At 41.2% G+C, this 25764-nt stretch carries 18 protein-coding genes; 17 read left to right on the forward strand and 1 reads right to left on the reverse strand.

Annotated features, from left to right (window positions below; all coding sequences use genetic code 11):
- Nucleotide 1 precedes the first annotated feature (1 nt).
- The 14 genes from DVW06_RS08935 (at nucleotide 2) to DVW06_RS09000 (ending at nucleotide 17600) form a co-directional block, all read left to right on the forward strand.
- Complete coding sequence (locus tag DVW06_RS08935) at nucleotides 2-1855, forward strand: PTS beta-glucoside transporter subunit IIBCA (protein WP_003126972.1); 1854 nt, start codon at nucleotides 2-4, stop codon at nucleotides 1853-1855.
- Between the two features lie 34 nt (nucleotides 1856-1889).
- The gene (locus DVW06_RS08940; RefSeq protein WP_041119067.1) at nucleotides 1890-3335 is read left to right on the forward strand and encodes a family 1 glycosylhydrolase; all 1446 of its coding nucleotides are present in this window, start codon (nucleotides 1890-1892) and stop codon (nucleotides 3333-3335) included.
- A 947-nt stretch (nucleotides 3336-4282) separates the two neighbouring features.
- A complete protein-coding gene (gene ylqF / locus DVW06_RS08945) occupies nucleotides 4283-5152 on the forward strand; it encodes a ribosome biogenesis GTPase YlqF (protein ID WP_005472279.1) in 870 nt (289 codons plus the stop codon).
- The gene (locus DVW06_RS08950) at nucleotides 5136-5900 is read left to right on the forward strand and encodes a ribonuclease HII (protein WP_117474599.1); all 765 of its coding nucleotides are present in this window, start codon (nucleotides 5136-5138) and stop codon (nucleotides 5898-5900) included. Before ylqF ends, DVW06_RS08950 begins: the two co-directional genes overlap by 17 nt.
- Before the next feature lie 64 nt (nucleotides 5901-5964).
- The gene (gene dprA / locus DVW06_RS08955; RefSeq protein WP_117474598.1) at nucleotides 5965-6837 is read left to right on the forward strand and encodes a DNA-processing protein DprA; all 873 of its coding nucleotides are present in this window, start codon (nucleotides 5965-5967) and stop codon (nucleotides 6835-6837) included.
- Nucleotides 6838-6981: 144 nt separating this feature from the next.
- The gene (topA, locus tag DVW06_RS08960) at nucleotides 6982-9060 is read left to right on the forward strand and encodes a type I DNA topoisomerase (RefSeq protein ID WP_117474597.1); all 2079 of its coding nucleotides are present in this window, start codon (nucleotides 6982-6984) and stop codon (nucleotides 9058-9060) included.
- A gap of 236 nt (nucleotides 9061-9296) precedes the next feature.
- The gene (trmFO, locus tag DVW06_RS08965) at nucleotides 9297-10604 is read left to right on the forward strand and encodes an FADH(2)-oxidizing methylenetetrahydrofolate--tRNA-(uracil(54)-C(5))-methyltransferase TrmFO (RefSeq protein WP_003126978.1); all 1308 of its coding nucleotides are present in this window, start codon (nucleotides 9297-9299) and stop codon (nucleotides 10602-10604) included.
- A gap of 112 nt (nucleotides 10605-10716) precedes the next feature.
- Nucleotides 10717-11142, forward strand: a complete 426-nt coding sequence (locus tag DVW06_RS08970) for a hypothetical protein (RefSeq protein WP_029486957.1) — start codon at nucleotides 10717-10719, stop codon at nucleotides 11140-11142.
- A 13-nt stretch (nucleotides 11143-11155) separates the two neighbouring features.
- Complete coding sequence (locus tag DVW06_RS08975; protein WP_137264570.1) at nucleotides 11156-12607, forward strand: flotillin family protein; 1452 nt, start codon at nucleotides 11156-11158, stop codon at nucleotides 12605-12607.
- A 382-nt stretch (nucleotides 12608-12989) separates the two neighbouring features.
- Nucleotides 12990-13928: a tyrosine recombinase XerC gene (gene xerC, locus DVW06_RS08980; protein WP_238696175.1), complete on the forward strand. Its 939-nt coding sequence runs from the start codon at nucleotides 12990-12992 to the stop codon at nucleotides 13926-13928.
- Between the two features lie 25 nt (nucleotides 13929-13953).
- Nucleotides 13954-14496, forward strand: a complete 543-nt coding sequence (gene hslV / locus DVW06_RS08985) for an ATP-dependent protease subunit HslV (RefSeq protein WP_003126982.1) — start codon at nucleotides 13954-13956, stop codon at nucleotides 14494-14496.
- A 14-nt stretch (nucleotides 14497-14510) separates the two neighbouring features.
- Nucleotides 14511-15908 carry an ATP-dependent protease ATPase subunit HslU gene (hslU, locus tag DVW06_RS08990; RefSeq protein ID WP_103299918.1) on the forward strand — a complete coding sequence of 466 codons (1398 nt, stop codon included), beginning with the start codon at nucleotides 14511-14513 and terminating at the stop codon, nucleotides 15906-15908.
- A gap of 13 nt (nucleotides 15909-15921) precedes the next feature.
- Nucleotides 15922-16713 (forward strand): GTP-sensing pleiotropic transcriptional regulator CodY, encoded by a 792-nt coding sequence (gene codY / locus DVW06_RS08995; protein WP_003126985.1) that lies wholly within the window; start codon nucleotides 15922-15924, stop codon nucleotides 16711-16713.
- Between the two features lie 11 nt (nucleotides 16714-16724).
- The gene (locus tag DVW06_RS09000) at nucleotides 16725-17600 is read left to right on the forward strand and encodes an aldose 1-epimerase family protein (RefSeq protein WP_003126986.1); all 876 of its coding nucleotides are present in this window, start codon (nucleotides 16725-16727) and stop codon (nucleotides 17598-17600) included.
- A 64-nt stretch (nucleotides 17601-17664) separates the two neighbouring features.
- On the opposite strand, the gene plsY is transcribed toward DVW06_RS09000, so the two are convergent.
- Nucleotides 17665-18294, reverse strand: coding sequence for a glycerol-3-phosphate 1-O-acyltransferase PlsY (gene plsY / locus DVW06_RS09005; RefSeq protein WP_003126987.1), 630 nt, complete (start codon nucleotides 18292-18294; stop codon nucleotides 17665-17667).
- 278 nt (nucleotides 18295-18572) lie between these two features.
- Here plsY and parE point away from each other — a divergent pair, with 278 nt between their 5' ends.
- From parE to pflB, 3 genes are all read left to right on the forward strand, one after another.
- Nucleotides 18573-20597 carry a DNA topoisomerase IV subunit B gene (parE, locus tag DVW06_RS09010; RefSeq protein WP_003126988.1) on the forward strand — a complete coding sequence of 675 codons (2025 nt, stop codon included), beginning with the start codon at nucleotides 18573-18575 and terminating at the stop codon, nucleotides 20595-20597.
- 11 nt (nucleotides 20598-20608) lie between these two features.
- Nucleotides 20609-23071, forward strand: a complete 2463-nt coding sequence (parC, locus tag DVW06_RS09015) for a DNA topoisomerase IV subunit A (RefSeq protein ID WP_137264572.1) — start codon at nucleotides 20609-20611, stop codon at nucleotides 23069-23071.
- 269 nt (nucleotides 23072-23340) lie between these two features.
- On the forward strand, nucleotides 23341-25569 hold the full coding sequence (gene pflB, locus DVW06_RS09020; RefSeq protein ID WP_003126991.1) for a formate C-acetyltransferase: 2229 nt from the start codon (nucleotides 23341-23343) through the stop codon (nucleotides 25567-25569).
- The last annotated feature ends 195 nt before the right edge of the window (nucleotides 25570-25764 follow it).

Consider the following 25764-nt stretch of genomic DNA (forward strand, 5'->3'; position numbering starts at 1 on the left):
CATGAATCAATACCATGATTTCAACGAGCAAATCATCAAATTAGTTGGCGGAAAAGCCAATATTCAAGCTGTTGTGCACTGCATGACTCGTCTTCGTTTTACTTTAAAAGATCGCTCAAAAGCAGATACAAAAAAATTGCAAGAGCTGGAAGGGGTTATTGATGTGGTAAGCAATAATGTTGCTTATCAAATTATCGTAGGAACCCATGTAAACGATGTTTACAAAGATTTAATTGACCAACTGGGAATGTCAGGAGACGAAGCAGACCAGTCAAAAACGAAGAAAAATCCGATCAAGGCGATGCTAGATGTGATTTCGGAATCAATGAATCCCATTTTAGAACCAATCATCTGTGCAGGTTTATTAGCCGCATTTCTTTCAATTATTTCATTAACCGGTTTGATTTCGACAGATAGCTCAACGTATCAAATTTTTGATGCATTACGGTCGGCTGTTTTTTATTTCTTACCTATTTTAATGGCGATGAGCTGTGCCAAACGATTAGGCGCCAGCCCTTATCTAGCAGTGGCTTTAGCAGCAACCATTTTATCTGAACCGATCAACAATGTTTCAGGATTGAGTTTATTTGGTATTGGGTTACCACAGATCACTTATTCAAATAGCTTTATCCCGATTTTATTAGCAGTATGGTTCATGGGCTATGTAACAAAGTTTGCCAAAAAAGTCATTCCTAAAAGTTTGCAGTACTTTATGTCTCCTTTAGTGATCATGCTGATTACTTTGCCAGCCACACTCCTGGTTTTTGGTCCATTAGGGTTTTATATTGGGGAAGGCATCATTGGCTTCTTCAATCTATTGATGGACACGATAGGTAGCTGGTTTGTGATGATGCTCTATTCTGCATTACAGCCATTCATCATTATGTTAGGCGCCGGCAATTTCATTATGCCTGTTGTGGCTTCATTGATTGCAGCGAATGGATATGATCCAGCGTTTATCTCATCATGTACAATCTCTGACATCGCTGTCGGCGGAGCAATGCTTGGATACTTCTTGCGTGCTCGCAACTTGAAACAAAAACAACTATTTGGGACCGTGACTTTATCCGCCATTTTAGGAGTTACCGAACCAGCCATCTATGGTGTATTCGTTAAATTCCGTCGTCCGTTTATTGCTGTGATGATCGGTGGAGGTTTAGGGGGACTGTTCGCCGGTTTAACAGGTGTCAAAGCTTATTCAATTGCTTGGGGATTATTTGGATTACCTGCCTATATTGGCGAAGGCGACTTCATGAATCTTTGGTTAATGGTGGCAGCGGTTGCGATCAGTTTTATTGGTGCGACTATCGCAGCCTATATGTTAGGGATTCCAGTAGAAAGTGATGAAGTACCGGCGGTTAAAGAGAAAGAACAACCTGTATCTTCTGAAATGATTCGTTCTACTGCTTTAAAAAGTGTAGTGGAAGGAGAAGTGGTTCCTCTCAATGAAATCAATGACCAAGCTTTTTCAACTGGTGCTTTAGGGAAAGGAATCGGTATCAAACCTATAAGTCATGTGATTCATTCGCCAATCGATGGGGAAGTGCTAACAGTCTTTCCTACCAAACACGCGATTGGTCTTCGCAGTGACCAAGGCGTTGAGGTCTTGATCCATATTGGTATCGACACTGTTTCGTTAGAAGGCAAGTATTTTACGATGAATGTGAAGCAAGGTGATCGTGTGAGGACAGGACAACCAATCGGTGAAGTAGATTTTGAAAAAGTTCGTGAAGCCGGGTATGATCCAACGACTATTGTGGTCATTACGAATACGAATGATTTTCTTGATGTGATCCCAACATCCAATAACCAGTTGGTAAAGTCGGATGATTTACTAAATATTGTCTTGCAATAGAAACCGTAATAAAGAAGATAGAAAAGGTGAGCAGATGAAGTTAAGAAATGATTTTTTATGGGGCGGCAGCATTGCCGCTCATCAATGTGAAGGTGCTTGGCAGGAAGATGGCAAAGGCCCAGCTATTATGGACTATGTCACAGTAGGCAGCTATGAACAGCCTCGTGAGATCGATAAAGAACTTCTTGCTAACAAGGTTTATCCTTCTCATACAGGCATCGATTTTTATCATCGTTATCAAGAAGATATTGCTTTGTTTGCGGAAATGGGATTCAAGGCATTACGGATTTCTATCGATTGGTCAAGAATTTATCCTAAAGGGGACGAAGCAGAACCAAATCAAGCCGGTATCGATTTTTATCATCGAGTCGTTGACACGCTATTAAAACATGGTATCGAACCGATCATTACGCTCTATCACTTCGAAATGCCGATTCATCTAGTGACAGAATATGGTTCATGGACAAATCGCAAAGTCGTTGATTTCTATTTGCGCTTTTGTCACACGATGTTTGAAGCATTCAAAGGAAAAGTCAGATACTGGGCCACTTTTAATGAGATGAACCATATCGATTCTCAAAGTGAGGCTAGTGATATCTTTACCTATATCATTGCCGGATTAAAGTACTCTGAAATCGATGCTAAGGCCCAGACATTAGCCATGATTGGCTACAATATGACGCTTGCAAGTTGTGCTGCTGTCAAAATGGGACATGAAATTGATGAAAACTTCCAAATTGGCTGTGTTTTTGGTATCGAGCCAGTCTATCCAGCAAATTGTGATCCCGTCAATGTTCTAAATGCCTATAAACAAATGGATCGTGACTTCTATCAGATCGATGCAATGTGCAATGGTCTGTTTCCCCAATACAAACTGGAAGAATATGCAGATCAAGGCATAAAAATCGTGATCTCTGAGTCAGATAAAAAAGTGTTTGCTGAGGGCAAAATTGATTTTATTGGCATGAATTACTATGCGTCTTCTGTCGCAGAATATGAAGGTGCATCGGAAGGAAAAAGTGCTTTATTTGGCGGTCTGCAAAATCCTTATTTGGAAAGCAGTAAGTGGGGATGGACGATTGATCCGATTGGCATGCGGTATTTGTTAAATTACACTTATCGAAAATACGGATTACCAATCATGATTACTGAAAACGGACTAGGTGCAGTGGATGAAATCGCAGAAGATGGGCATGTTCACGATGCGTATCGCATTGATTACTTGCACAGACATGTCGAGCAATTGTTGCTGTCAGTTGAAGAGGATCAGGTAGACTGTATCGGTTATCTAACGTGGGCGCCGATCGATTTAGTCAGTGCTACGACAGGTGAGATGAAAAAACGCTATGGATTTATCTATGTCGACAAACAAGATGATGGAACAGGGTCCTATATGCGTAAGAAAAAAGATTCCTTTGAGTGGTATCGGCAAGTCATTAACTCCAACGGTGAGAGTATCAAAAGGGAGAATCATGAGTAAAAATTAGTTTTCTATTCATTTCATTTGTATTTTTTTTCATCAAAACTTGTATCGATACGCACTTTAATAAGAAATGATGGCGATCTAGAAAGAAGTAAATTCTTTCTAGATTTTTTTGTTTTCATTGTTTTCATAAATCAGTATGAGCGATGGGAACCTCTTGGTTTCAAAAAGGTTTGATCTTTTCGATTTTGTTGATCTTAGTACTTAGCTACGATACATAGCTGCATTTCGTTTTATTTCTATTACTTATATATTCAAACGAGGTAGCCGCTTGCTTGAGCAATGTGAAAAAAATGTTCTAGAAATAACGATAAAATTTTTTACAGTGTTGTAATTCTGTCAGACTTTTGGCATTTTTTCTTCAAAATTGATAAGATGATTTGAGTAAAAGACGTAAAATGAAGTATAATTTTAACTAGGCTGAAAATTGGTCTTTTTCTCAAAAAAAGTTGGCTTCCTACATCCTGACACTCAGCTAGCTACTTTTAGCTACTTTTTCCTAATTTTAGCTACTTTCACAAGCCAGCAAGTTCTCTTGGACTGACACTGAGTGACAGAATGAATTGAGCCGTGGGCCAAATCCCCTCATGGTATTTTTAAATTAGTCTGCCAAGTGATTCTAGTGAATGAATTAACAAGGAAAGGCTGTGGAATCAGCCAAATAATGGCATATAACAGAATAGTCAGCGTAGTTGGGCAGTTTTTGGCCATTTTTTGGAAATTTGCTGGACTGTAAGAGCAGGTTGAATGAGCAAATCACCACTACAATACGCGTCTCATAGGTATAGTTGCAGGTGATTGGCAGGTAGTATTTCCAATTAAACCAATTCGTGTTAAAATGCGTAGGATACTCGGCAATCAGGAAATTTTCTCGATTCGTCCGATACTTTTAAGAGAAAGCCAAAACAATGTCTGAAAAAGACTGGTATGAAAGGAAATTAATTATGAGTACCATTCAATGGTTTCCAGGCCACATGGCCAAAGCAAAACGTGAAGTAAGCGAAAAACTAAAATTTGTCGACATCGTGTTTGAACTTGTAGATGCTCGTCTCCCCGTTTCTTCAAGAAACCCCATGCTGGATCAAATTTTACAACAAAAGCCACGCTTGATCTTGATCAATAAAGCAGACTTGGCTGACCCTCAGCAAACAAAACTCTGGGAAGGCTATTTTAGAAAACAAGGTTTCTTAGCCATGGCGATCAATGCTCAGGATAGTCAAGGAATCAAAATGATCGTTCCTAAAGCAAAGGAAGTTCTGCAAGAAAAAATTGCTCGTGACAAAGCTCGTGGGCTCAAACCACGTCCGATAAGAGCAATGGTCATTGGGATTCCTAATGTAGGAAAATCAACATTGATGAATCGCTTAGTCGGCAAAAAAATTGCTCAGACTGGGAATAAACCAGGTGTTACCAAAGGACAACAATGGTTGCGTTTTGGTACAGAATTGGAATTGCTGGATACACCAGGAATTCTCTGGCCTAAATTTGAAGATCCTGAGATTGGCAAAAAATTAGCTTTGACTGGCGCTATCAAAGATCAACTCATCCATTTAGATGATATTGCTCTGTTTGGGTTAGACTTTTTTGCTCGCTACTATGAAGGAAGAATTGCTCAGCGTTATTCACTTTCTGCGGTAGAAGAACAATGTCTAGCACCAGAACTATTGATGAAGATCACTGAAAAACGTGGCTACAAAGACAATTATGATCGCGGTAGTGAATTAGTCGTTTTTGATATTCGACAAGGGAAGCTGGGAAGGTACACATTAGATCGTTACGAGGAGTTAGGTGAAAAAGATGAAAGAGCCGATTAAAACTATCAAAGAGCGACTATTTGCCGAGGAGGTTGACCCGGCTTATGTGGCTCAACTGATGGCAGACGAACGCTCTGGTGTCCAAAAGCTGATTACCAAGTATCAAAATCAGCAGCGTAAACAGCGACAAATGCAAGAAAAATATGCAGAAATGTCTGTATTTGAACAAGAACTCTATCAGAAAGGGCTTCGGTTTGTTGCCGGTTTAGATGAAGTCGGCCGGGGACCGTTAGCTGGGCCTGTAGTTGCCGCGGCAGTGGTTTTACCGAAGAATTGCGGGATCATTGGCTTGAATGATTCGAAACAACTTTCTGCGAAAAAAAGAGAAGAATTATTTATTGAGATCCAAAATAAAGCGGTAGCGATTGGCATCGGTATTGCAGATCATGAGGAAATTGATCGTGTGAACATTTATCAAGCCAGTAAGAATGCGATGAAACGAGCGCTAGCTGACTTATCGATTACACCAGAGCATTTATTGGTGGACGCTATGACGCTTGATACCGATATTCCTCAGACCAGTCTGATCAAAGGGGATGCGCGGTCGATCACTATCGCTGCTGCAAGTATCATGGCTAAGGTATTTCGGGATAATTTAATGAAAGATTATCATGGTGTTTTTCCTCATTATGGATTTGATCAAAATGCTGGTTACGGTACGAAAACCCATTTAGAAGGATTAGCTGCCCATGGGATTTGTCCTATCCATCGCAAAACGTTTGCACCAGTAAAACAGTATGTAAAATAATTCATCAAACAGCCTCATTTTTACGAATCTTATTAGTGAGATTCTTTAGAAATGAGGTTGTTTTATGTACTATCAGGAATGTACGCCCTTCGATAAAATCCTCCTTCGCTTGTCATTTGTACAAGGAGTCGGTATTCAAAGTCAGTGGCAGGTGGTCAAAGGCTGCCTCGCACAAGAAAATTGGACTATAACGGCTGAAGAAGTTATTCAAATGACAGGGATCACACGCAATATTCGTCGTTTTCAACAGTCGTGGCATCAGTTGACAGAGAGTGACTTAGCGGAAAAAATGGCCGACCAGTCATTTATCACCTTTTTTTCAAAAGACTACCCACCTGCACTGAGAAAAATCGCTGATCCACCATTGATCCTCTTTTACGAAGGAAATCTGGCATTACTCCAAAAGCCTTCACTGGCTGTTGTCGGTGCTAGACAAGCGACAAGCTACGGTCAGCAGATTTGTAGAAAAATCATTCCGGAACTAGTGAAAAAGAAGTACTTGATCATTAGCGGCCTTGCCCAGGGATTAGATAGTTTCGCCCATGAAGCAGCGATTGAAAGTGGTGGACAAACCATTGCAGTTATAGGAACGGGACTGGATCAGTGTTATCCTAAGAGTTCGCAACGTCTTTATTCTCAGATCAAGCAGGAACATTTGCTGGTTAGTGAATATTCGCGAGGAACATTGCCGCATAAACATCATTTTCCCATGCGGAATCGACTGATTGCGGGAATCGCACAGGCAGTTTGTGTGATTGAAGCCAAAGAAAAGAGTGGCTCTTTGATTACTGCACAGTTGGCTTTAGAAAATGGGAAGGATGTATTTGCCGTGCCTGGAGAAGCTTTGACCGATCGATCAAAGGGGTGTCATCAGTTGATTCAAGATGGAGCAAAATGCACGCTGACAGCAGAAGATATCTTAGAAGAATTGCCTTAGGCTTTTGAACTTATGATGATCCTTTCTTGACAAAACTTTTTCTGAAAGCTATGATAAGCTACGATTTGGATGTTTGGAAAGCAAGTGGATTGTTTGCCGAATATATTATAGTAGGAAAAAATGAAGGAAGGAGCCATTTTTTATATGGCATATAAATATCTAGTGATCGTGGAGTCGCCAGCAAAGGCGAAAACCATTGAAAAATACCTCGGGCGCAACTATAAAGTTGTTGCGAGTGTTGGACATATTCGTGATTTGCCGAAAAGCAAAATGGGCATTGACGTCGAAAATGACTATGAACCTCATTACATCTCGATTCGCGGCAAAGGCGATGTCATCAAGAGCCTTCGTTCTGCAGCTAAAAAAGCAGAAAAAGTTTATCTCGCAAGTGACCCGGATAGAGAAGGGGAAGCTATTGCTTGGCATTTAGCTTTCTTGCTAGGACTAGATTTAAAAGAAAAGAACCGGGTCGTTTTTAATGAAATCACAAAAGATGCAGTTAAAGCTGCGTTCAAAGAACCTCGTACGATTGATGTCGATTTAGTAGATGCGCAGCAAGCTCGTCGGGTATTGGACCGTCTGGTAGGTTATTCAATTAGTCCAATTTTATGGCGCAAAGTCAAAAAAGGATTGAGTGCGGGCCGTGTTCAGTCAGTAGCATTGAAAATCATCATTGATCGCGAAAAAGAAATCCGCGAGTTTATACCTGAAGAATACTGGAGTATCGATGGCAACTTTAAAAAAGCAACGAAAAAGTTCAAGGCGACTTTCTGGGGGCTAGATGGTAAAAAGAAAAAACTACCAAACGCTGAAAGCATCAAAGAAGTGACCGATCGTTTAGATGGCAAAGATTACCAAGTGACCAAGGTAGAAAAGAAAGAACGAAAGCGCAATCCTTCGGCTCCTTTTACAACCAGCAGTCTTCAACAAGAGGCAGCCCGCAAACTGAATTTCCGTACACGTAAAACAATGATGGTAGCCCAACAGCTTTATGAAGGAATCCCATTAGGCAAGCAAGGAACGGTGGGGTTGATCACCTATATGCGTACCGATTCTACACGGATCGCGGATACAGCTAAAGGAGAAGCGGCGGAATTCATCGAAACAACCTATGGCTCAGCTTTTTCAGCTCATGGTGGCAAGAAAATCAAGAATGCACAAGGGGCGCAAGATGCCCACGAGGCTGTACGTCCTACAAGCGTCATGCGTACACCAGAAGAAATGGAAAAGTACTTGGACAAAGATCAGTTGAAACTCTATCGCTTGATTTGGTCTCGTTTTGTAGCCAGCCAAATGACTCCTGCGATTTTGGATACAATGAAAGTGACGCTACAGCAGAATGGCGTCATATTCATAGCTAACGGATCCAAAATCAAATTTAAAGGATTTATGCAAGTGTATGTTGAGGGACGAGATGACGGCAAAGAAGACAAAGAGAATATTTTGCCGGAATTAAACGAAGGGGACGTTGTTCAGTCGATCTCTATCGAACCAAAACAACACTTCACACAACCACCTGCTCGTTTTAGCGAAGCAACGTTGATCAAAACTTTAGAAGAAAATGGTGTAGGGCGTCCATCGACTTATGCACCAACTTTAGAAACGATCCAACGGCGCTATTACGTTAAATTAACTCAAAAACGTTTTGAACCAACTGAATTGGGAGAAATCGTTAATTCGTTGATTGAGGAATTCTTCCCTCAAATCGTCGATACCCATTTCACAGCCGAGATGGAAAGCAGCTTAGATAGTATTGAAGCGGGCAAACAAGAATGGATCAAAGTCGTGGACCAATTCTATCGACCATTTGAAAAAGAATTATCCAATGCGGAAGAAAATATTGAGAAAATCCAGATAAAAGATGAACCCGCTGGCTTCGATTGCGATATTTGTGGTCATCCAATGGTCATCAAGCTAGGTCGTTATGGAAAATTTTATGCTTGTAGCAATTTTCCAGATTGTCGAAATACAAAACCGATCGTCAAAGAAATCGGAGTGGAATGTCCAGTTTGTCACCAAGGACAAGTTGTTGAAAGAAAATCCAAGAAGAACCGAATTTTCTTTGGCTGCACACGCTATCCAGAATGTGACTTTACGTCATGGGATAAACCAGTAGGCAGAAACTGTCCAAAATGTGACAACTATTTGGTTGAAAAGAAAGTCAAAGGCGGCAAGCAAGTCGTTTGTATCAAAGGTGATTATGAGGAAGATGTTCAAAAGTAAGCTATCGATCGTTTTTGACCTCTCAATAAAAAAATGAAGTGAGCGCAAGAAGTATCTGCTGAGAGACAGCAGACTTCTGCGTTCCTTTTCAAAAAACAGAGCTGTGACACAAGGAATAGAATAAAAAATAAGCAGAGACAAACGGTGATCTGAAGATCAGCATCTGCCAATGTAAGGGTTATTTTTTGTTTTGATGACTTTTGGCACAGACTCTTTTACTATAAAGGAGACGAAGTATGAAAAAAATCAATGTAATTGGTGCTGGATTAGCAGGAAGCGAAGCTGCTTGGCAAGCTGCTGAGGCAGGAGTGGCTGTCAATTTGTATGAAATGCGTCCTAAGAAAACGACAGAAGCCCATCATACGAATAATTTTGCGGAACTTGTTTGTACAAATTCTCTTAGAGGAAACAATTTAACCAATGCAGTAGGTGTTTTGAAAGAAGAAATGCGCCGCTTGAATTCGGTTATTATCTCTTCGGCCGATCAGACAGCGGTTCCGGCTGGTGGTGCACTAGCCGTTGATCGGGACGATTTTTCTGAATTAGTTACAAAGCGGGTGAAAGAACATCCGTTGGTAACAGTGATCGAAGAAGAGATCACCGAAATCCCAGAAGGAATTACGGTAATCGCTACTGGACCATTGACTTCAGAACCGTTATCCAAGGCGATTCAAGCATTCAATGGGTCGGAAGGCTTCTATTTCTATGATGCCGCAGCGCCAATCATTGATAAATCAACTATTGATATGGATAAAGTTTACTTGAAATCACGATACGACAAAGGAGAAGCAGCATACCTGAATTGTCCGATGAACGAAGAAGAATTTTATGCCTTTCGTGAAGCCTTGGTAAATGCCGAAGTCGCTCCTTTGAAAGAGTTTGAAAAAGAGAAATTCTTTGAAGGCTGTATGCCAATTGAAGTGATGGCCTCTCGTGGTCCAAAGACGATGTTGTTTGGACCAATGAAACCTGTTGGTTTGGAAGATCCTAAGACAGGCAAACGGCCTTATGCAGTGATCCAATTGCGTCAAGATAACGCTGCTGCCTCGTTGTACAACATTGTAGGTTTCCAAACGCATCTAAAATGGGGAGAACAAAAACGGGTCTTTCGGATGATCCCTGGATTAGAGCAAGCTGAATTTGTCCGCTATGGTGTAATGCATCGGAATAGTTTCATGAACTCGCCAGAACTTCTGCAACAAACCTATCAATCTCGCAAACGTGATGACTTGTTTTTTGCTGGTCAAATGACAGGAGTAGAAGGGTATGTTGAAAGTGCGGCTAGCGGTCTAGTAGCTGGAATCAATGCAGCAAAACTTGCAAAAGGGGAAGAACCAATCATCTTTCCGCAGGAAACAACAATCGGCAGCATGGCGTATTACATTACGCATGCAGAAGGCAAACATTTCCAACCAATGAATGCCAATTTTGGCTTGCTTCCTGAACTGCCCGAACGAATCAAAGATAAAAAATCCCGTTATGAGGCATTGGCTAATCGTGCGCTTACAGCTTTAGAGGCTGCCAAAGAAACAGTTGCAAATTAAATGTCGAAAACTTTCTCACGAGAAATTGTTGAGAAAGTTTTTTTTTGAATTGTCTTGAAACTTGGTAGCGGTTATCATATGATTAACAGTAACAATAGCGAAGGTGGTGACGATCGTGATTGGGGAATGGGTCACATTGCTTCAAGAGTATCTGCAGCAGTTTCCATCTTATATTCAAATAGTGGGCTGGCTGATTGTACTATTTGTTTTGATATTTGCCGTTTTTCTGCTTTTCAGTTTGTTGCTAGGCCCGTTTATGTGGCTTTTCAATCGCTTGACAGATAAAAATCGCAGCAATGTTCTTGGTCATGAAGATTTTTTGATTGGTGAATTGACAGAAAAGATCGTCGGAAATACCCTCGGTGAAGTGATGGAGATTGGCAGTAAGACAGCGCGTTCTGTTTATCCGGCAAAGTTCTATAAAGAAGAGGATATTCGGGAAAAGCGAGAATTACCAGTCGGAACCAAAGTGATTATTGTTGATTTTGACAAAAAAGGTATTGCTTTAGTGGTAGAAAACCACAATTTTATTGAATAGGGAGTGTTGGAAAGTGTTAGATACAGGGAATGCATTAGATTTTTTAAGTAATCCAATTTTATGGATCATCGTTTTAGTCGTGTTATTGATCGCATTTTTAATGATTCGTTACCGAATCGGCAAGCCAGATGAAGCGTTGATCGTAACGGGGTCATTTTTAGGTAAAGAAGGCATCAAGATTTTAAAAAATAGCGGAACATTCGTGATCCCAATTGTTCAAAAAGCACATAAATTGAGTTTACTGACGCATAAACTTGAAATTGGCACACCAGAAGTTTATACCGAACAAGGGGTACCGATCAAAGCAAGTGCGACGGTTTTAGTTAAAGTTGGTAACAGTACGGAATCGATCAAAACAGCTGCAGAACAATACTTAGGCAAATCAACCGGCGAGTTGGAAGATGAAGCACAAGAAGTACTGGAAGGCCACTTGCGGGCGATTCTAGGGACAATGACCGTTGAAGCAATTTACAAAAATCGAGATGATTTTGCGGAACAAGTACAAGAAGTCGCATCTACCGACTTGAAAAAAATGGGATTAGAGATCGTTTCATTTACGATCAAAGATGTTAGTGACAGTAACGGCTACTTAGATGCTTTAGGACGACCGCAGATTGCTGAAGTGAAGAAGAATGCAGAAGTTGCAGAATCAAATGCATTAAGAGAAACACGAATCAAGCAAGCCGAAAATGAACAATTGGCACAGCACGAGGAAATTCGTCGCCAAACGGAAATCGCAGAAGCAACGAAAGATATGGCATTGAAACAAGCACAATACAAACAAGAACGGGAAGTAGCAGATGCTAAAGCAGAACAGATTGCTGTGGGCGAAAAAATGAAAGTCCAATTGATCGAACAAGAAAAGAACATCGAGATCCAAGAAAAGCAAGCTGAACTGACGGAAAAAGAATTGAATGCTACAGTCCGTAAAAAAGCAGAAGCCGATAAATATGTTGTAGAACAAAATGCCTTGGCAGATAAAGCAAGAGAAATTGCTCGTGCCCAAGCAGAGGCTGAAAAAGTTAAACTAGCTGCCCAAGCAGAAGCAGAGAGAATCGAAAAACTCGGTTCGGCAGATGCTGAAAGAATCGCTAAAGTCGGTCAAGCAGAAGCCGAAAGTCGCGAAAAAATGGCGATTGCTTTAACTAAACTGAATGAAGCAGGTATTTTGATGGAATTCATCAAAGTATTGCCTGAAATTGCCAAAGAAGTTAATGCGCCACTCAGCAACATCGATAAAGTGGTCAGCTTTGGAAGCAACGACGGACTCCACGACATGGGAGAAGCCGGCTTGGCACGGACATTTGATACTATCAAAGAAACAACTGGCATCGATTTAGTCAATCTCATTAATCAAACCATGTCTACTAAACAAGGAAACAAAGAGTTAGTAGCAGCCATCGAAAGCCAAAAGCCAGTAGAAAATCAACCAAACACAGACAATGACACCCAACCAATCGAATAACCCAAACAACGCACTCAAACGAGTGCGTTTTTGCTGCGAATCACAACGAGTGGCTTGCGAAGCAAGGCAGAGTTGATGATGAGCAGCGGGGAGCAAAGCGAGGGTAGCAACCTTGAAAGAATTCCCTACGGCTGACTCTGGAAAGAGTGGAACGCAAGTTCTACTTAGTTCACAGTGAGAAGCAACTGTAGACAAAGCATATGCCAAGTTGAATTTGGGGCAAGTCCTTCGCAAGTTTTCGTGTAAATCATAACAATCAAAAAAAGCTTCGAGAAATCTGCGGATCTTTTCTAAATTCTCCCTTAAAGAATTTTCATAATTATGTCTAAACTTTGAAATATTGGTTAAATTCTGACAATTCGTTTGTTTTTTTTAAAACTCTATGATACAGTTATTTCGAGTCGTGAAATGGGGGATTAGTTTGCCGGAGAACGAACTTCAAAATGATTTTTTTCGTTATCTAATTGTTGAACGAGGCTATTCTGATAAGACCAAGTCTGCTTACCAAGAAGACATGGAGGATTTCTTTCGTTTTTTAAAAGAGTCTGGCAATGAAGACTTTCTTGCCATTGATCACCGTGACGTCAGAGTATACCTTAGTTTTTTGAATGAGCGCAATTACAGTCGCAATTCGATCAGCCGTAAAATGGCCAGTTTGCGGTCGTTCTATCACTTTTTAACGAAACACGAAGTCATTAAAGAAAATCCATTCGCTTATATTCACTTAAAGAAAAAGAACGCAAAATTACCGCGTTTTTTTTATGAAAAAGAAATGGAGGCACTTTTTGAAAGTGTAAAAGGGCACGAACCTTTGCAGCAACGAAATCGAGCTTTGTTGGAGATCCTGTATGGATCCGGACTGCGGGTCAGCGAATGCAGCAACCTAACCTTGTCAGACGTTGATTGGGAGAATGGTGTATTGTTGATCCATGGGAAAGGAAACAAGGATCGTTATGTTCCTTTTGGCAGCTATGCGCAAGAAGCGTTGCGAGACTATGTCTCAGCTGGACGCCAACAGTTGATGGAGAAACACCACAAACGGCATGAGATTATTTTCGTCAATCATTTAGGTGACGGAATCACAGCGACGGGGATTGAGTATGTGTTGAATCAAATCATTCGCAAAAGTAGTTTGGACAGCAAGATCCACCCCCACATGTTGAGGCACACATTTGCCACTCACTTATTAAATCACGGGGCTGATATGCGGACCGTTCAAGAATTGTTAGGCCATGCCAACTTATCTACGACGCAGATCTATGCCCATGTCACAAAAGATAGCTTGCAAAAAAATTACCGCCAATTTCATCCAAGAGCTTAAAAATTGGCGACAGGAGGAAAAAATTATGAAATCACCTTTTCATTCAACAACGATTTGTGCTGTTGAAAAAGATGGCAAATTCGCAATGGCCGGAGATGGTCAAGTAACAATGGGAGAACAAGTCGTCATGAAGGGGACGGCACGCAAAGTACGCCGAATCTATAACGGTGAAGTCGTAGTTGGATTTGCTGGAAGTGTGGCAGATGCTTTCACACTGGAAGAAAAATTTGAAGGAAAACTCAATGAATACAACGGCAACTTACAACGTGCTGCTGTTGAGTTAGCGCAAGAATGGCGGACACAGCAATCGATGCAGAAACTAGAAGCAATGCTGATCGTGATGAATCAGGAAGAAATGCTCTTGGTTTCTGGGACAGGAGAAGTCATTTCACCCGATGAAGGGATTTTGGCTATCGGTTCTGGCGGCAATTATGCACTCGCTGCAGCCAGAGCGATGAAACGTTACGGCGGTGATCTTTCTGCAAAAGAAATTGCTGAAGGAGCATTGAATATCGCCGCTGATATTTGTGTCTTTACCAATCACAACATTATTGTTGAAGAGTTTTAAAGAGGGATGAAGCTATGACAAATCAAAATATATCACCAAAAGAAATCGTCAAAGAATTAGATCAATACATTGTTGGCCAAACTAGTGCCAAGAAATCTGTTGCAGTAGCTTTACGTAATCGCTACCGTCGTCTCCAGTTGGATGAGAAAATGCAGCAAGATGTGACGCCGAAGAATATTTTAATGATCGGACCGACTGGTGTCGGAAAAACAGAAATTGCTCGCCGATTAGCGAAGATCGTTGATGCGCCTTTCGTTAAATTAGAAGCAACTAAGTTCACCGAAGTCGGTTATGTCGGACGTGACGTGGAATCAATGATTCGGGATCTTGTGGAAAATGCCATCCAGATCGTAAAAAAAGAGCAATACAAAAACGTTCGGCTGCAGGCAGAAAAGAAAGCCAATCGTCGACTGGTTAAAGTACTGGTACCTGGAATCAAAAAAGAGCAAAAGAAATCCACGAATCCATATGAACAAATGATGAATATGTTCAATCCTGGTCAGCAGGCAGAAGAACCAAAAGAAGAACTGACGGACGAAATCCGCAGCAACCGTCAAGCCATTTATGAGCAATTAGAAAAAGGCTTATTGGACAATCGTGAAGTAACGATCCAGGTGGATGAACCAAAAACACAGTCACCAATGATGAACAATGGATTGGAACAAATGGGGATCGATTTGAATGAAACATTAGGTGCATTGAAACCGCAAAAGAAAATCGAACGGACAGTAACGGTAAAAGAAGCTCGAGAATTATTGATCCAAGAGGAATCTTCAAAATTAGTGAATGATGCGGATATCCATAGTGCGGCATTGCGTTTAGCCGAATCTAGCGGGATCATCTTCCTTGATGAAATCGATAAGATCACATCAAAATCGCAACAATCAGGCGAAGTTTCTCGTGAAGGTGTGCAACGGGATATTTTACCGATCGTGGAAGGGTCACAAGTCAACACGAAATACGGCCCTTTACAAACCGACCATATCCTATTCATTGCTTCAGGTGCCTTTCATTTGTCAAAACCAAGTGATTTGATCCCTGAATTACAAGGACGCTTCCCGATTCGTGTAGAACTTGATGATTTAACGAAAGAAGACTTTGTCAAGATCCTGACGGAGCCAAACAATGCTTTGATCAAGCAGTATATTGCCTTGTTGGGAACAGAGAATGTGACAGTCACTTTTACGCTGGAAGCAATCCAAAAAATTGCGGAAATTGCCTTTCAAGTGAATCGCGATACAGATAACATTGGCGCCCGTCGCTTACACACAATTCTAGAAAAGTTACTTGAAGACTTATTGTTTGAAGCATCCGACATGCAAATGGGAGAAATCACTATTACAGAAGCGTACGTTGAAGACAAACTTGCTTCTATTGCCAAAGATGAAGACCTAAGCCGGTATATTTTATAAAGGGAGAGAACCAATGAAAACACTTTTAGAAAAGACACGTCAAATCAATGAATTACTGCAACAAAAAAATACCTTCAATCTGGCATCTGATTTGCCTTATGATAAAATGGCGGTTATTTTAGGTGACATACTCGATAGCAATGCTTATATTATCAGTAGTGACGGTAGTGTGTTGGGATTCGTTGAGACGCATGATGTCAACAATGAACGTATCAAAAAGATGTTTGTAGAAAAACAGTTTCCTAAAAATTATACAAGTTTAGTAGATAATTTATCTTCGACAGAAGCAAATGTTCCCATCAGCAACGATATGACTGCTTTTCCTATTGAGATGCGGGAGTTATATCCGAATGGTTTAACAACAATCGTGCCCATTTATGGTGCAGGCGAACGGTTGGGCACGATCATTTTGTCTCGGATCGAAAAAACGTTCGATGACGATGATCTAGTCTTAGCAGAATACAGTGCAACTGTAGTTGGCATGCAGTTTCTTTATCAAAAATCCCGCAATATCGAAGAAGACGTTCGTAGTGCGACTGCCGTACAAATGGCGATCAATACACTGTCATACAGCGAATTGAAAGCTGTCCAAGCGATTTTTGAAGCATTAGAAGGGGATGAAGGACGTTTGACCGCTTCTAGTATTGCGGATCGAATCGGTATTACACGTTCTGTTATTGTAAATGCATTGCGCAAACTGGAATCAGCAGGTATTATTGAGTCACGTTCCTTGGGAATGAAAGGAACTTATTTAAAAGTGTTGAATAGTCGTTTCAAAGAGGAATTGAACAAACATCAATATTAGGAGATGGCGATATGACAGTTACGATCAGCGCAGGGCATTTGCAGGCAACAATTGCCGAAAAAGGAGCCGAACTGCAAAGTTTGATTGATGTGAATACCAACTTAGAATATATTTGGCAAGCTGATCCTGCACATTGGGGAAAGCATGCACCAATCTTATTTCCGATAGTGGGTGCGTTGAAGGACAATCAATACCGCTACAAAGGTGAAACGTATCATCTGCCACGGCATGGTTTTGCTCGAGACATGATGTTTGAAGTCGTGGAGCACAAAGTAGATTATGTTCGTTTACTACTAGCTAGCAGTGAGGAGACAAAGAGCAACTATCCCTTTGATTTTCAGTTGTTTGTTAGTTACGAATTAGGTGGAGACGGTCTTGTAGTCAAGTATCAAGTCGTAAATGATAGTCAGGAAGACATGTTCTTCTCTATCGGTGGTCATCCTGCATTCAATGTACCGTTAGGAGAGGATAATGTATTTGAAGATTTTTATCTCACATTCTCACCTAAGAAATCTCGTGTAAAATTGCCGTTGGTAGGCAATTATATCGATCTGGAGCAGCGGACATTGGGACAAACGAACACTGATCTACGGTTGACTCATGAGATGTTTAAGAACGATGCCTTGATTTATGAAACGAAAGGGTTGAATTCATTTTCGATCCGCAGTGAAAAATCTCCTCACAGTGTGACATTGAGCTATAATAATATGCCTTACGTTGGCTTTTGGACGACTTATCCAGTAGAATCTCCTTTTTTATGTATTGAGCCATGGGTAGGTATTGCAGATACCTTAGAGACTAGTGGCGAACTACATGAAAAAACAGGAATCCAATGCTTGGCAGCCAACGAGCAATTTGAAACGAAATATTCGATCACAGTTAAGTAAGCCTATGTGAATAAGAAAAAAAGAAGCTGGGACGAAAGTCATGAATGACTTTTCCCAGCTTCTCCTATTCTTTTTTATTAAGACCAAAAGAGATACGGCTCTCTGTGCCGTCTTTGATCCGCTTGATATTTTCACGATGACGGATAAAAATAAAACAGGTGACACCAATTGCGATACACGTCAATAACCAATTTTGTTTTGGTAAAATCATTGGTGCGACATAAGGCAATAGGATTGTCGACAAAGTGATCAAGCAGGCTGCAATCATACTTGTCAGGCTGACCATGCTGGTTATGAACAAACAAATCACAAAAATAAGCGCTGAATAAATGAAGAAAATTGGATTGTAGCCTAAAAGCATGCCTGCGCTGGTCGCCACCGCTTTCCCTCCTTTGAACTTGGCAAAAATTGGAAACGTGTGACCTAGAATAGCACAAACACCAAACCAAAGAGGATTGATTGTTGTGACTGAAAAGATCGCCGGCAAACAAGTAGCCAAGGTACCTTTCAGAATATCCATCAATAAAACAATGACGCCAGCTGATTTGCCAAGAACACGAAAGGTATTCGTAGTTCCTGTATTCCCGCTGCCAAATTGGCGAATGTCTTTTTTGAAGAATAGCTGACCGATCCAGACACCAGAGGGAATCGAACCGAGCAAATAAGCAATAAATAGTAACAGAATCGTCTTCATGATAACCCACTTTCCTTGAAAGTCTAGAGCAATTTTAGCATGAAACCGTCGCAGCAACAATAAGAAAATACTGAAGCTATGGATAAACGAGCAATGATAGATGGATCATCCAAAAGCTAAAAGTGACTTTGCCTTGTCGAACGGTAGGAAAAAGGATAAGATAGTTTAGAAAAATGTTCGCTTGAAAAAAGCCGATTTTATGTTAAGATTTTTTTTGCGAATCATTCATGTTGGGTTTCCGCGGAAACCCACTTAATTTAGTTAAAGGAGCGGTGGCTTTGGCAAAGAAAACCACAGAGTATAATGATGCCTCGATACAAGTCCTAGAAGGCTTGGAGGCAGTGAGAAAGCGACCTGGTATGTATATCGGATCGACTGACGGCCGAGGCTTGCACCATTTGGTCTACGAAATCGTTGATAATGCGGTCGACGAAGCACTATCAGGATTCGGGAATGAAATTGATGTCACTATCCACAAAGACAATAGTATCAGTGTGCGAGACAATGGTCGTGGAATGCCGGTGGGAATGCATGCTTCAGGAATCCCAACAGTCGAAGTCATCTTTACTGTACTGCATGCTGGCGGCAAATTTGGCCAAGGGGGCTATAAGACATCAGGTGGACTCCACGGAGTGGGTGCCAGTGTCGTAAATGCGCTATCAAGCTGGCTAGAAGTTTCTATCGTACGAGATGGTATCGAATACCAAGAGAAATTCAAAGATGGTGGCAAACCTGACGGTACATTGAAAAAAATCGGAAAGACGCGGAAAGCAACTGGAACAACCGTACGTTTCAAGCCGGATGACACGATTTTTACAACAACGAAATTTTCTTATGACACGTTAGCAGAACGATTGCGAGAATCAGCTTTCTTATTAAGAGGAGTGAAAATCACCCTAACAGATGAGCGGGCTGAATTGCAGCAAGAGGTCTTTTTATTTGAAGAAGGAATCAAAGAGTTTGTTGATTATTTAAACGAAGAAAAAGATACATTAACGCCTGTTGTGTATTTTTCTGGCACAAAAGAAGCAATCGAAGTGGAAGTTGCTTTCCAATATAATGATGGGTATTCCGAAAATGTCCTATCATTTGTAAATAACGTGCGTACGAAAGACGGCGGTACCCATGAAGTGGGAATGAAGATCTCTATGACTAAAGCTTTCAATGAATATGCTCGAAAGGTCGGCCTGCTGAAAGAAAAGGACAAAAATCTGGAAGGCAGTGATTTTCGGGAAGGTTTAGCGGCAGTTCTGTCGATTCGGGTACCAGAGAATCTGCTTCAATTTGAAGGTCAAACAAAAGAAAAACTAGGAACGCCGATCGCACGAAATGCGGTAGACAATGTGATTGGTGAACAACTGGGTTATTACTTGCAAGAAAATAGCGAGATGAGCCAAATGCTTGTCCGTAAAGCCATCAAGGCTCGGGAAGCGCGGGAAGCTGCTCGGAAAGCACGAGAAGAAAGCCGCAGTGGGAAAAAACGCAAAAAGGGCGAATCGTTGTTATCTGGAAAATTGACACCAGCCCAGTCTCGTAATCCGAAAAAAAATGAGTTGTACTTAGTCGAAGGAGACTCGGCTGGTGGATCAGCCAAACAAGGCCGAGACCGTAAGTTTCAAGCAATTCTTCCGTTACGTGGAAAAGTCATCAATACCGAGAAAGCCAAAATGCAAGACATTTTGAAAAATGAAGAAATCAATACTATGATCTACACGATCGGCGCAGGTGTTGGTCCAGAATTTTCGATCGAAGACTGCAATTATGACAAAGTGATCATCATGACCGATGCAGATACAGATGGTGCTCATATCCAAGTCTTGTTGCTGACCTTCTTTTATCGCTATATGAAACCATTGATCGAAGCTGGCAAAGTTTATATTGCATTGCCGCCTTTGTACAAAGTTTCAAAAGGCCTAGGCAAAAAAGCCGTAGTTGAATATGCCTGGACAGATGACGAATTAAACGCGGTGACCAAAAAAATTGGTAAAGGCTATATGCTGCAACGGTACAAAGGGTTAGGTGAGATGAATGCAGATCAACTTTGGGAGACAACGATGGACCCAGAAACAAGAACATTGATCCGTGTTCGAATCGATGATGCGGCACAAGCGGAACGACGGGTTACTACATTGATGGGTGATAAAGTAGAACCGCGGCGGAAGTGGATCGAAAGCCATGTCCAATTCAGCTTGGAAGAAGACGGCAGTATTTTAGAGAAAAAAGAAGAGACGATCCCTGGATTGGTCGAAGAAAAATTACAAGAAGCTGAGCAAATTTCAGCAATCAGCTTGTCTGAGGATTAGGAGGGGATCTCTTGGAACATAAAAACAATATACAAGAATTAACATTAGAAGAAGTGATGGGGGACCGTTTCGGCAGATACTCTAAATATATTATCCAAGAACGGGCATTACCGGATATTCGAGATGGCCTAAAGCCCGTTCAGCGACGAATTTTGTTTGCCATGAATCAAGATGGAAATACTTATGACAAAGGATTTCGTAAGTCCGCAAAATCTGTAGGGAATATCATGGGGAATTTTCATCCCCATGGAGATTCCAGTATTTATGAAGCCATGGTCCGTATGAGTCAAGACTGGAAATTAAGACAAATCCTGATCGAAATGCACGGGAATAACGGGAGTATGGATGGTGATCCGCCAGCAGCTATGCGTTATACAGAAGCCCGTTTGTCTGAATTAAGCGGAGAATTATTGAAGGATATTGAAAAAGATACCGTTGAGTTAGTTTGGAATTTTGACGATACCGAAAAGGAACCAACTGTTTTGCCAGCAAAATATCCCAATCTGCTGGTCAACGGGTCGACAGGGATCTCTGCCGGTTATGCAACTGAAATTCCCACACACAATTTAAGTGAAGTCATTGACGGAACGATTTATTTGATTGATCACCCGAACGCCTCATTGGATAAATTGATGGAATTCATTCCAGGTCCAGATTTCCCAACTGGCGGCATCTTACAAGGAAAAGAAGAAATCAAGAAGGCATATGAAACAGGTCGTGGGAAAGTGATCTTACGTTCAAAGACTAGAATCGAAGATATCAAAGGCGGCAAACAGCAAATTGTCATCAATGAGATTCCTTACGAAGTCAATAAAGCGAATCTGGTCAAAAAAATGGATGAGATTCGTTTAAACAAAAAAATCGATGGGATTGCCGAGGTCCGGGACGAAACGGACCGTACCGGTTTGCAAATTGTGGTTGAGCTGAAAAAAGATGCCAATGCTCAAGGAATTTTGAACTATCTATTTAAAAATACGGAACTGCAAATCAACTACAATTTCAACATGGTAGCCATCGATGAAATGCGGCCGCAGCAAGTCGGGTTGAAACATATCTTAGAAAGTTATGTGAAACACCGTCGGGAAGTCATTGCTAAGCGGAGCCGCTATGAGCTGAAGAAAGCGCAGAAACGTCAGCACATCGTTGATGGGTTGATGAAGGCTCTTTCGATCCTCGATGAAGTGATCGCGACAATCCGCAGCAGTAAAGACAAAAAAGATGCAAAAAATAATCTGGTCGTTCAGCATGGGTTTACAGAAGAACAGGCAGAAGCCATTGTAACATTGCAATTGTATCGCTTGACTAATACAGATATCACGCAATTACAGGCAGAAGCCCAAGAATTAGCTGAAACGATTCGCGAATTGACGAAAATTTTGAATGAAGAAACGGAATTATTAAAAGTCATCAAAAAAGAGCTAAGAGAAATCAAGAAGAAATACCACTCTGATCGGATGACCGAGATTGAAGCAGAGATCCAAGAAATCAAAATCGAGACCCAAGTACTTGTCGCCCAAGAAGATGTTGTGGTAACTGTTACGACAGATGGCTATGTCAAACGCAGCAGCTTGCGGTCTTATGGCGCTTCTAAGCCAGAAGAGTTAGGCATGAAAGAAGGCGATGCACTGCTTTATATCGGGCAAGCAAGCACATTGGATCATTTGTTGCTGGTGACCAATAAAGGGAACGTCATTTATCGCCCCATTCATGAGTTGCCGGATCTCAAATGGAAAGATCTAGGGGAACATATTTCGCAAACGGTAATGAATCTAGCGACCGAAGAAACCATTTTAGCTGTATTCACCTATCAAGAACTTGATCCGCAAAAGAATTTCGTGCTGATTAGCAAAAACGGTATGATTAAACAAACAAGAATGACAGAATTTGAACCTTGGCGTACGTACAAGAGTCGGCCATTGACTATGATGAAACTAAAAGATGAGGCCGATGAACTTGTCAACGTGTATTTAGCGGATCAAAATGAGCCGTTGGATGTCTTTCTAGTTAGTTATCGTGCTTTTGGCCTACGCTATCCATTAGCCGAAGTGCCTGTTGTAGGACCAAAAGCTGCTGGAGTCAAAGCGATGAATCTTAAAGAAGATGATCAGATCGTCAATGGATTATTGGTTTACTCGGAAGGAGATACGCCTGTAATCATGGTCACTCAGCGAGGGGCGGTCAAACGAATGCTGGCTCAAGAAATCAGTCAGTTAGGACGAGCGAAACGAGGACTGATGGTTCTCAGAGAGTTAAAGAAAAATCCTCATCGGATTGTTTATATGGGAAGCGGTGAAAACCAATCCCTGATTTTGACTACTCAAAAGGGGCAAATGATCGAGATCGAGACGAATCAAATCCCAATCAATGACCGGACATCGAATGGGTCCTTTGTTACCGATGAAAAATCCGGCGGCTTGATCCATGAAGTTGCTCGAGTGATTGATCCTGCGATTCAAGAAGATTCTGTACTATAAGTTAAATGTAAAACACGCATCTGTACCAATACAGACGCGTGTTTTTTTCTATATAATTAATTTTTCACATTTTCAAAAAATGGACTTTAATAAAAAATTCACATTTAAAAAACGTTGATTTAAAAGCTGTTTCGTTGCGTTTTATGTTTTAATAGCTAATTTTGTTAAAAATAATTCTTGTAAATGCTTGCAATGCAAACGCTTTGTGTTATACTATTCACGTAAAGCTGTTACACTTAGTGAACAGAAAATTTAAGGAGGTCCATCAAATGGAACAATGGAATGGATTTAAAGGAAAAACTTGGAAAGAAGAAGTTAACGTACGCGACTTCATCCAAGAAAACTACACACCTTATGACGGAACAGACGAATTTTTAGCTGGCCCAACTGAAGCAACTACAAAGCTTTGGGATCAAGTTATGGACTTGAACAAGCAAGAACGTGACGCTGGCGGCGTTTTAGACATGGATACTAAAATCGTTTCAACGATTACTTCTCACGGCCCGGGCTATTTGAACAAAGAGTTAGAAACAGTTGTCGGGTTCCAAACAGACAAACCTTTCAAACGCAGCTTGCAACCGTTCGGCGGTATCCGAATGTCAGAACAATCAGCAGAATCTTATGGGTATGAAATTGATTCTGAAGTTTCTCACATCTTCCGTGACTACCGTAAAACACACAACCAAGGTGTATTTGATGCGTACACTCCTGAAATCAGAGCTGCACGCCGTTCTGGTGTTATCACTGGACTTCCTGATGCTTATGGTCGTGGTCGTATCATCGGTGACTACCGTCGCGTAGCATTGTATGGTGTGGATTACTTGATCAAAGAAAAACAACAAGACTTGTTGTATTGCGGCAATGGCACGATGTCAGACGATATCATTCGCCAACGTGAAGAATTAAGTGAACAAATTCGCGCATTAAGCGAATTGAAAGAACTTGGTACAATCTACGGGTTTGATATTTCTCAACCTGCACAAACTGCAAGAGAAGCATTCCAATGGTTATATTTAGGCTATCTAGCAGCCATCAAAGAACAAAACGGAGCAGCAATGTCTCTAGGACGTACGTCAACTTTCTTGGATATCTATGTAGAACGCGACCTTAAAAATGGCGTGATCACAGAAGAAGAAGCACAAGAAATCGTTGACCATTTCGTAATGAAACTTCGTCTAGTGAAATTTGCTCGTACACCTGAATACAATGCATTATTCTCTGGTGACCCAACATGGGTTACAGAATCAATCGCCGGGATGGGTGAAGACGGACGCCACATGGTAACTAAAAACAGCTTCCGTTTCTTGCACACACTAGCAAACTTGGGACCAGCTCCAGAACCAAACTTGACTGTTTTGTGGTCAACACGCTTGCCACACAACTTCAAAACATTCTGTGCGAAAATGTCTATCCAAACATCAGCAATCCAATATGAAAACGATGATGTAATGCGTGGACATTGGGGCGATGACTATGGAATCGCATGTTGTGTATCTGCTATGCGCATTGGTAAACAAATGCAATTCTTCGGTGCTCGTGCGAACTTGGCGAAAACGTTGTTGTATGCAATCAATGGCGGGGTCGACGAAAAATCAAAAGCGCAAGTGGGACCTAAATTCCAACCAATCACTTCAGAATATCTTGATTACAATGAAGTAATGGAAAAATATGACACAATGATGGACTGGATTTGTGATTTGTATGTCAATACATTGAACATTATCCACTACATGCATGATAAATATTCTTATGAACGAATTGAAATGGCCTTACAAGATACAGATATCTTGCGTACGATGGCTACTGGTATCGCAGGATTCTCTGTAGCAGTTGACTCATTATCTGCTATCAAATATGCGAAAGTCCGCACAATTCGTGACGAAAACGGCATCGTTGAAGATTACGAAATCGAAGGCGACTATCCTAAATATGGAAACAACGATGATCGCGTAGACGATATTGCTGTTAACCTATTGAAAACTTTCATGAAGAAAGTAAAACGCACAAAAACTTACCGTAACTCAAAACATACAACATCGATCTTAACGATCACTTCAAACGTCGTTTATGGTAAGAAAACAGGGAACACTCCTGACGGACGCCGCGCTGGTGCGCCATTTGCCCCAGGTGCGAACCCAATGCACGGCCGCGATACACACGGTGCGTTGGCTAGTCTTTCATCTGTTGCGAAATTGCCATATGACTATTCATTAGATGGTATTTCAAATACATTCTCAATCGTACCTAAAGCATTAGGACGTGACGACGAAACACAGCAAGAAAACCTAGCAACTATGTTGGATGGTTATGCAGCAAAAGGTGGTCACCACTTGAATATCAACGTATTCAACCGCGACACATTGCTTGATGCACAAGCGCATCCAGAAAAATACCCACAATTAACAATTCGTGTATCAGGTTATGCAGTTAACTTCATCAAGTTGACAAAAGAACAACAAGATGACGTTATCGCTCGTACCATGCACGAAGCAATGTAATAGCACAAAAAAAGGCGGCGGATGGAACATTCCGCCGCTATTGTTATGAATCACTGCGACTGCGAAGCAGAGCAGATGATGAATAATACTAGGGGAACGAAGAGACCGTAGTAATCAAAGTCCGAAGGGAATCACTGCGACTGTGAAGCAGAGCAGATGATGAATAATACTAGGGGAACGAAGAGACCGTAGTAA

Origin of the sequence: Enterococcus sp. ARL09-542 (assembly GCF_005234805.1) — a bacterium.
Taxonomy (GTDB): Bacteria; Bacillota; Bacilli; order Lactobacillales; family Enterococcaceae; genus Enterococcus_D; species Enterococcus_D gallinarum.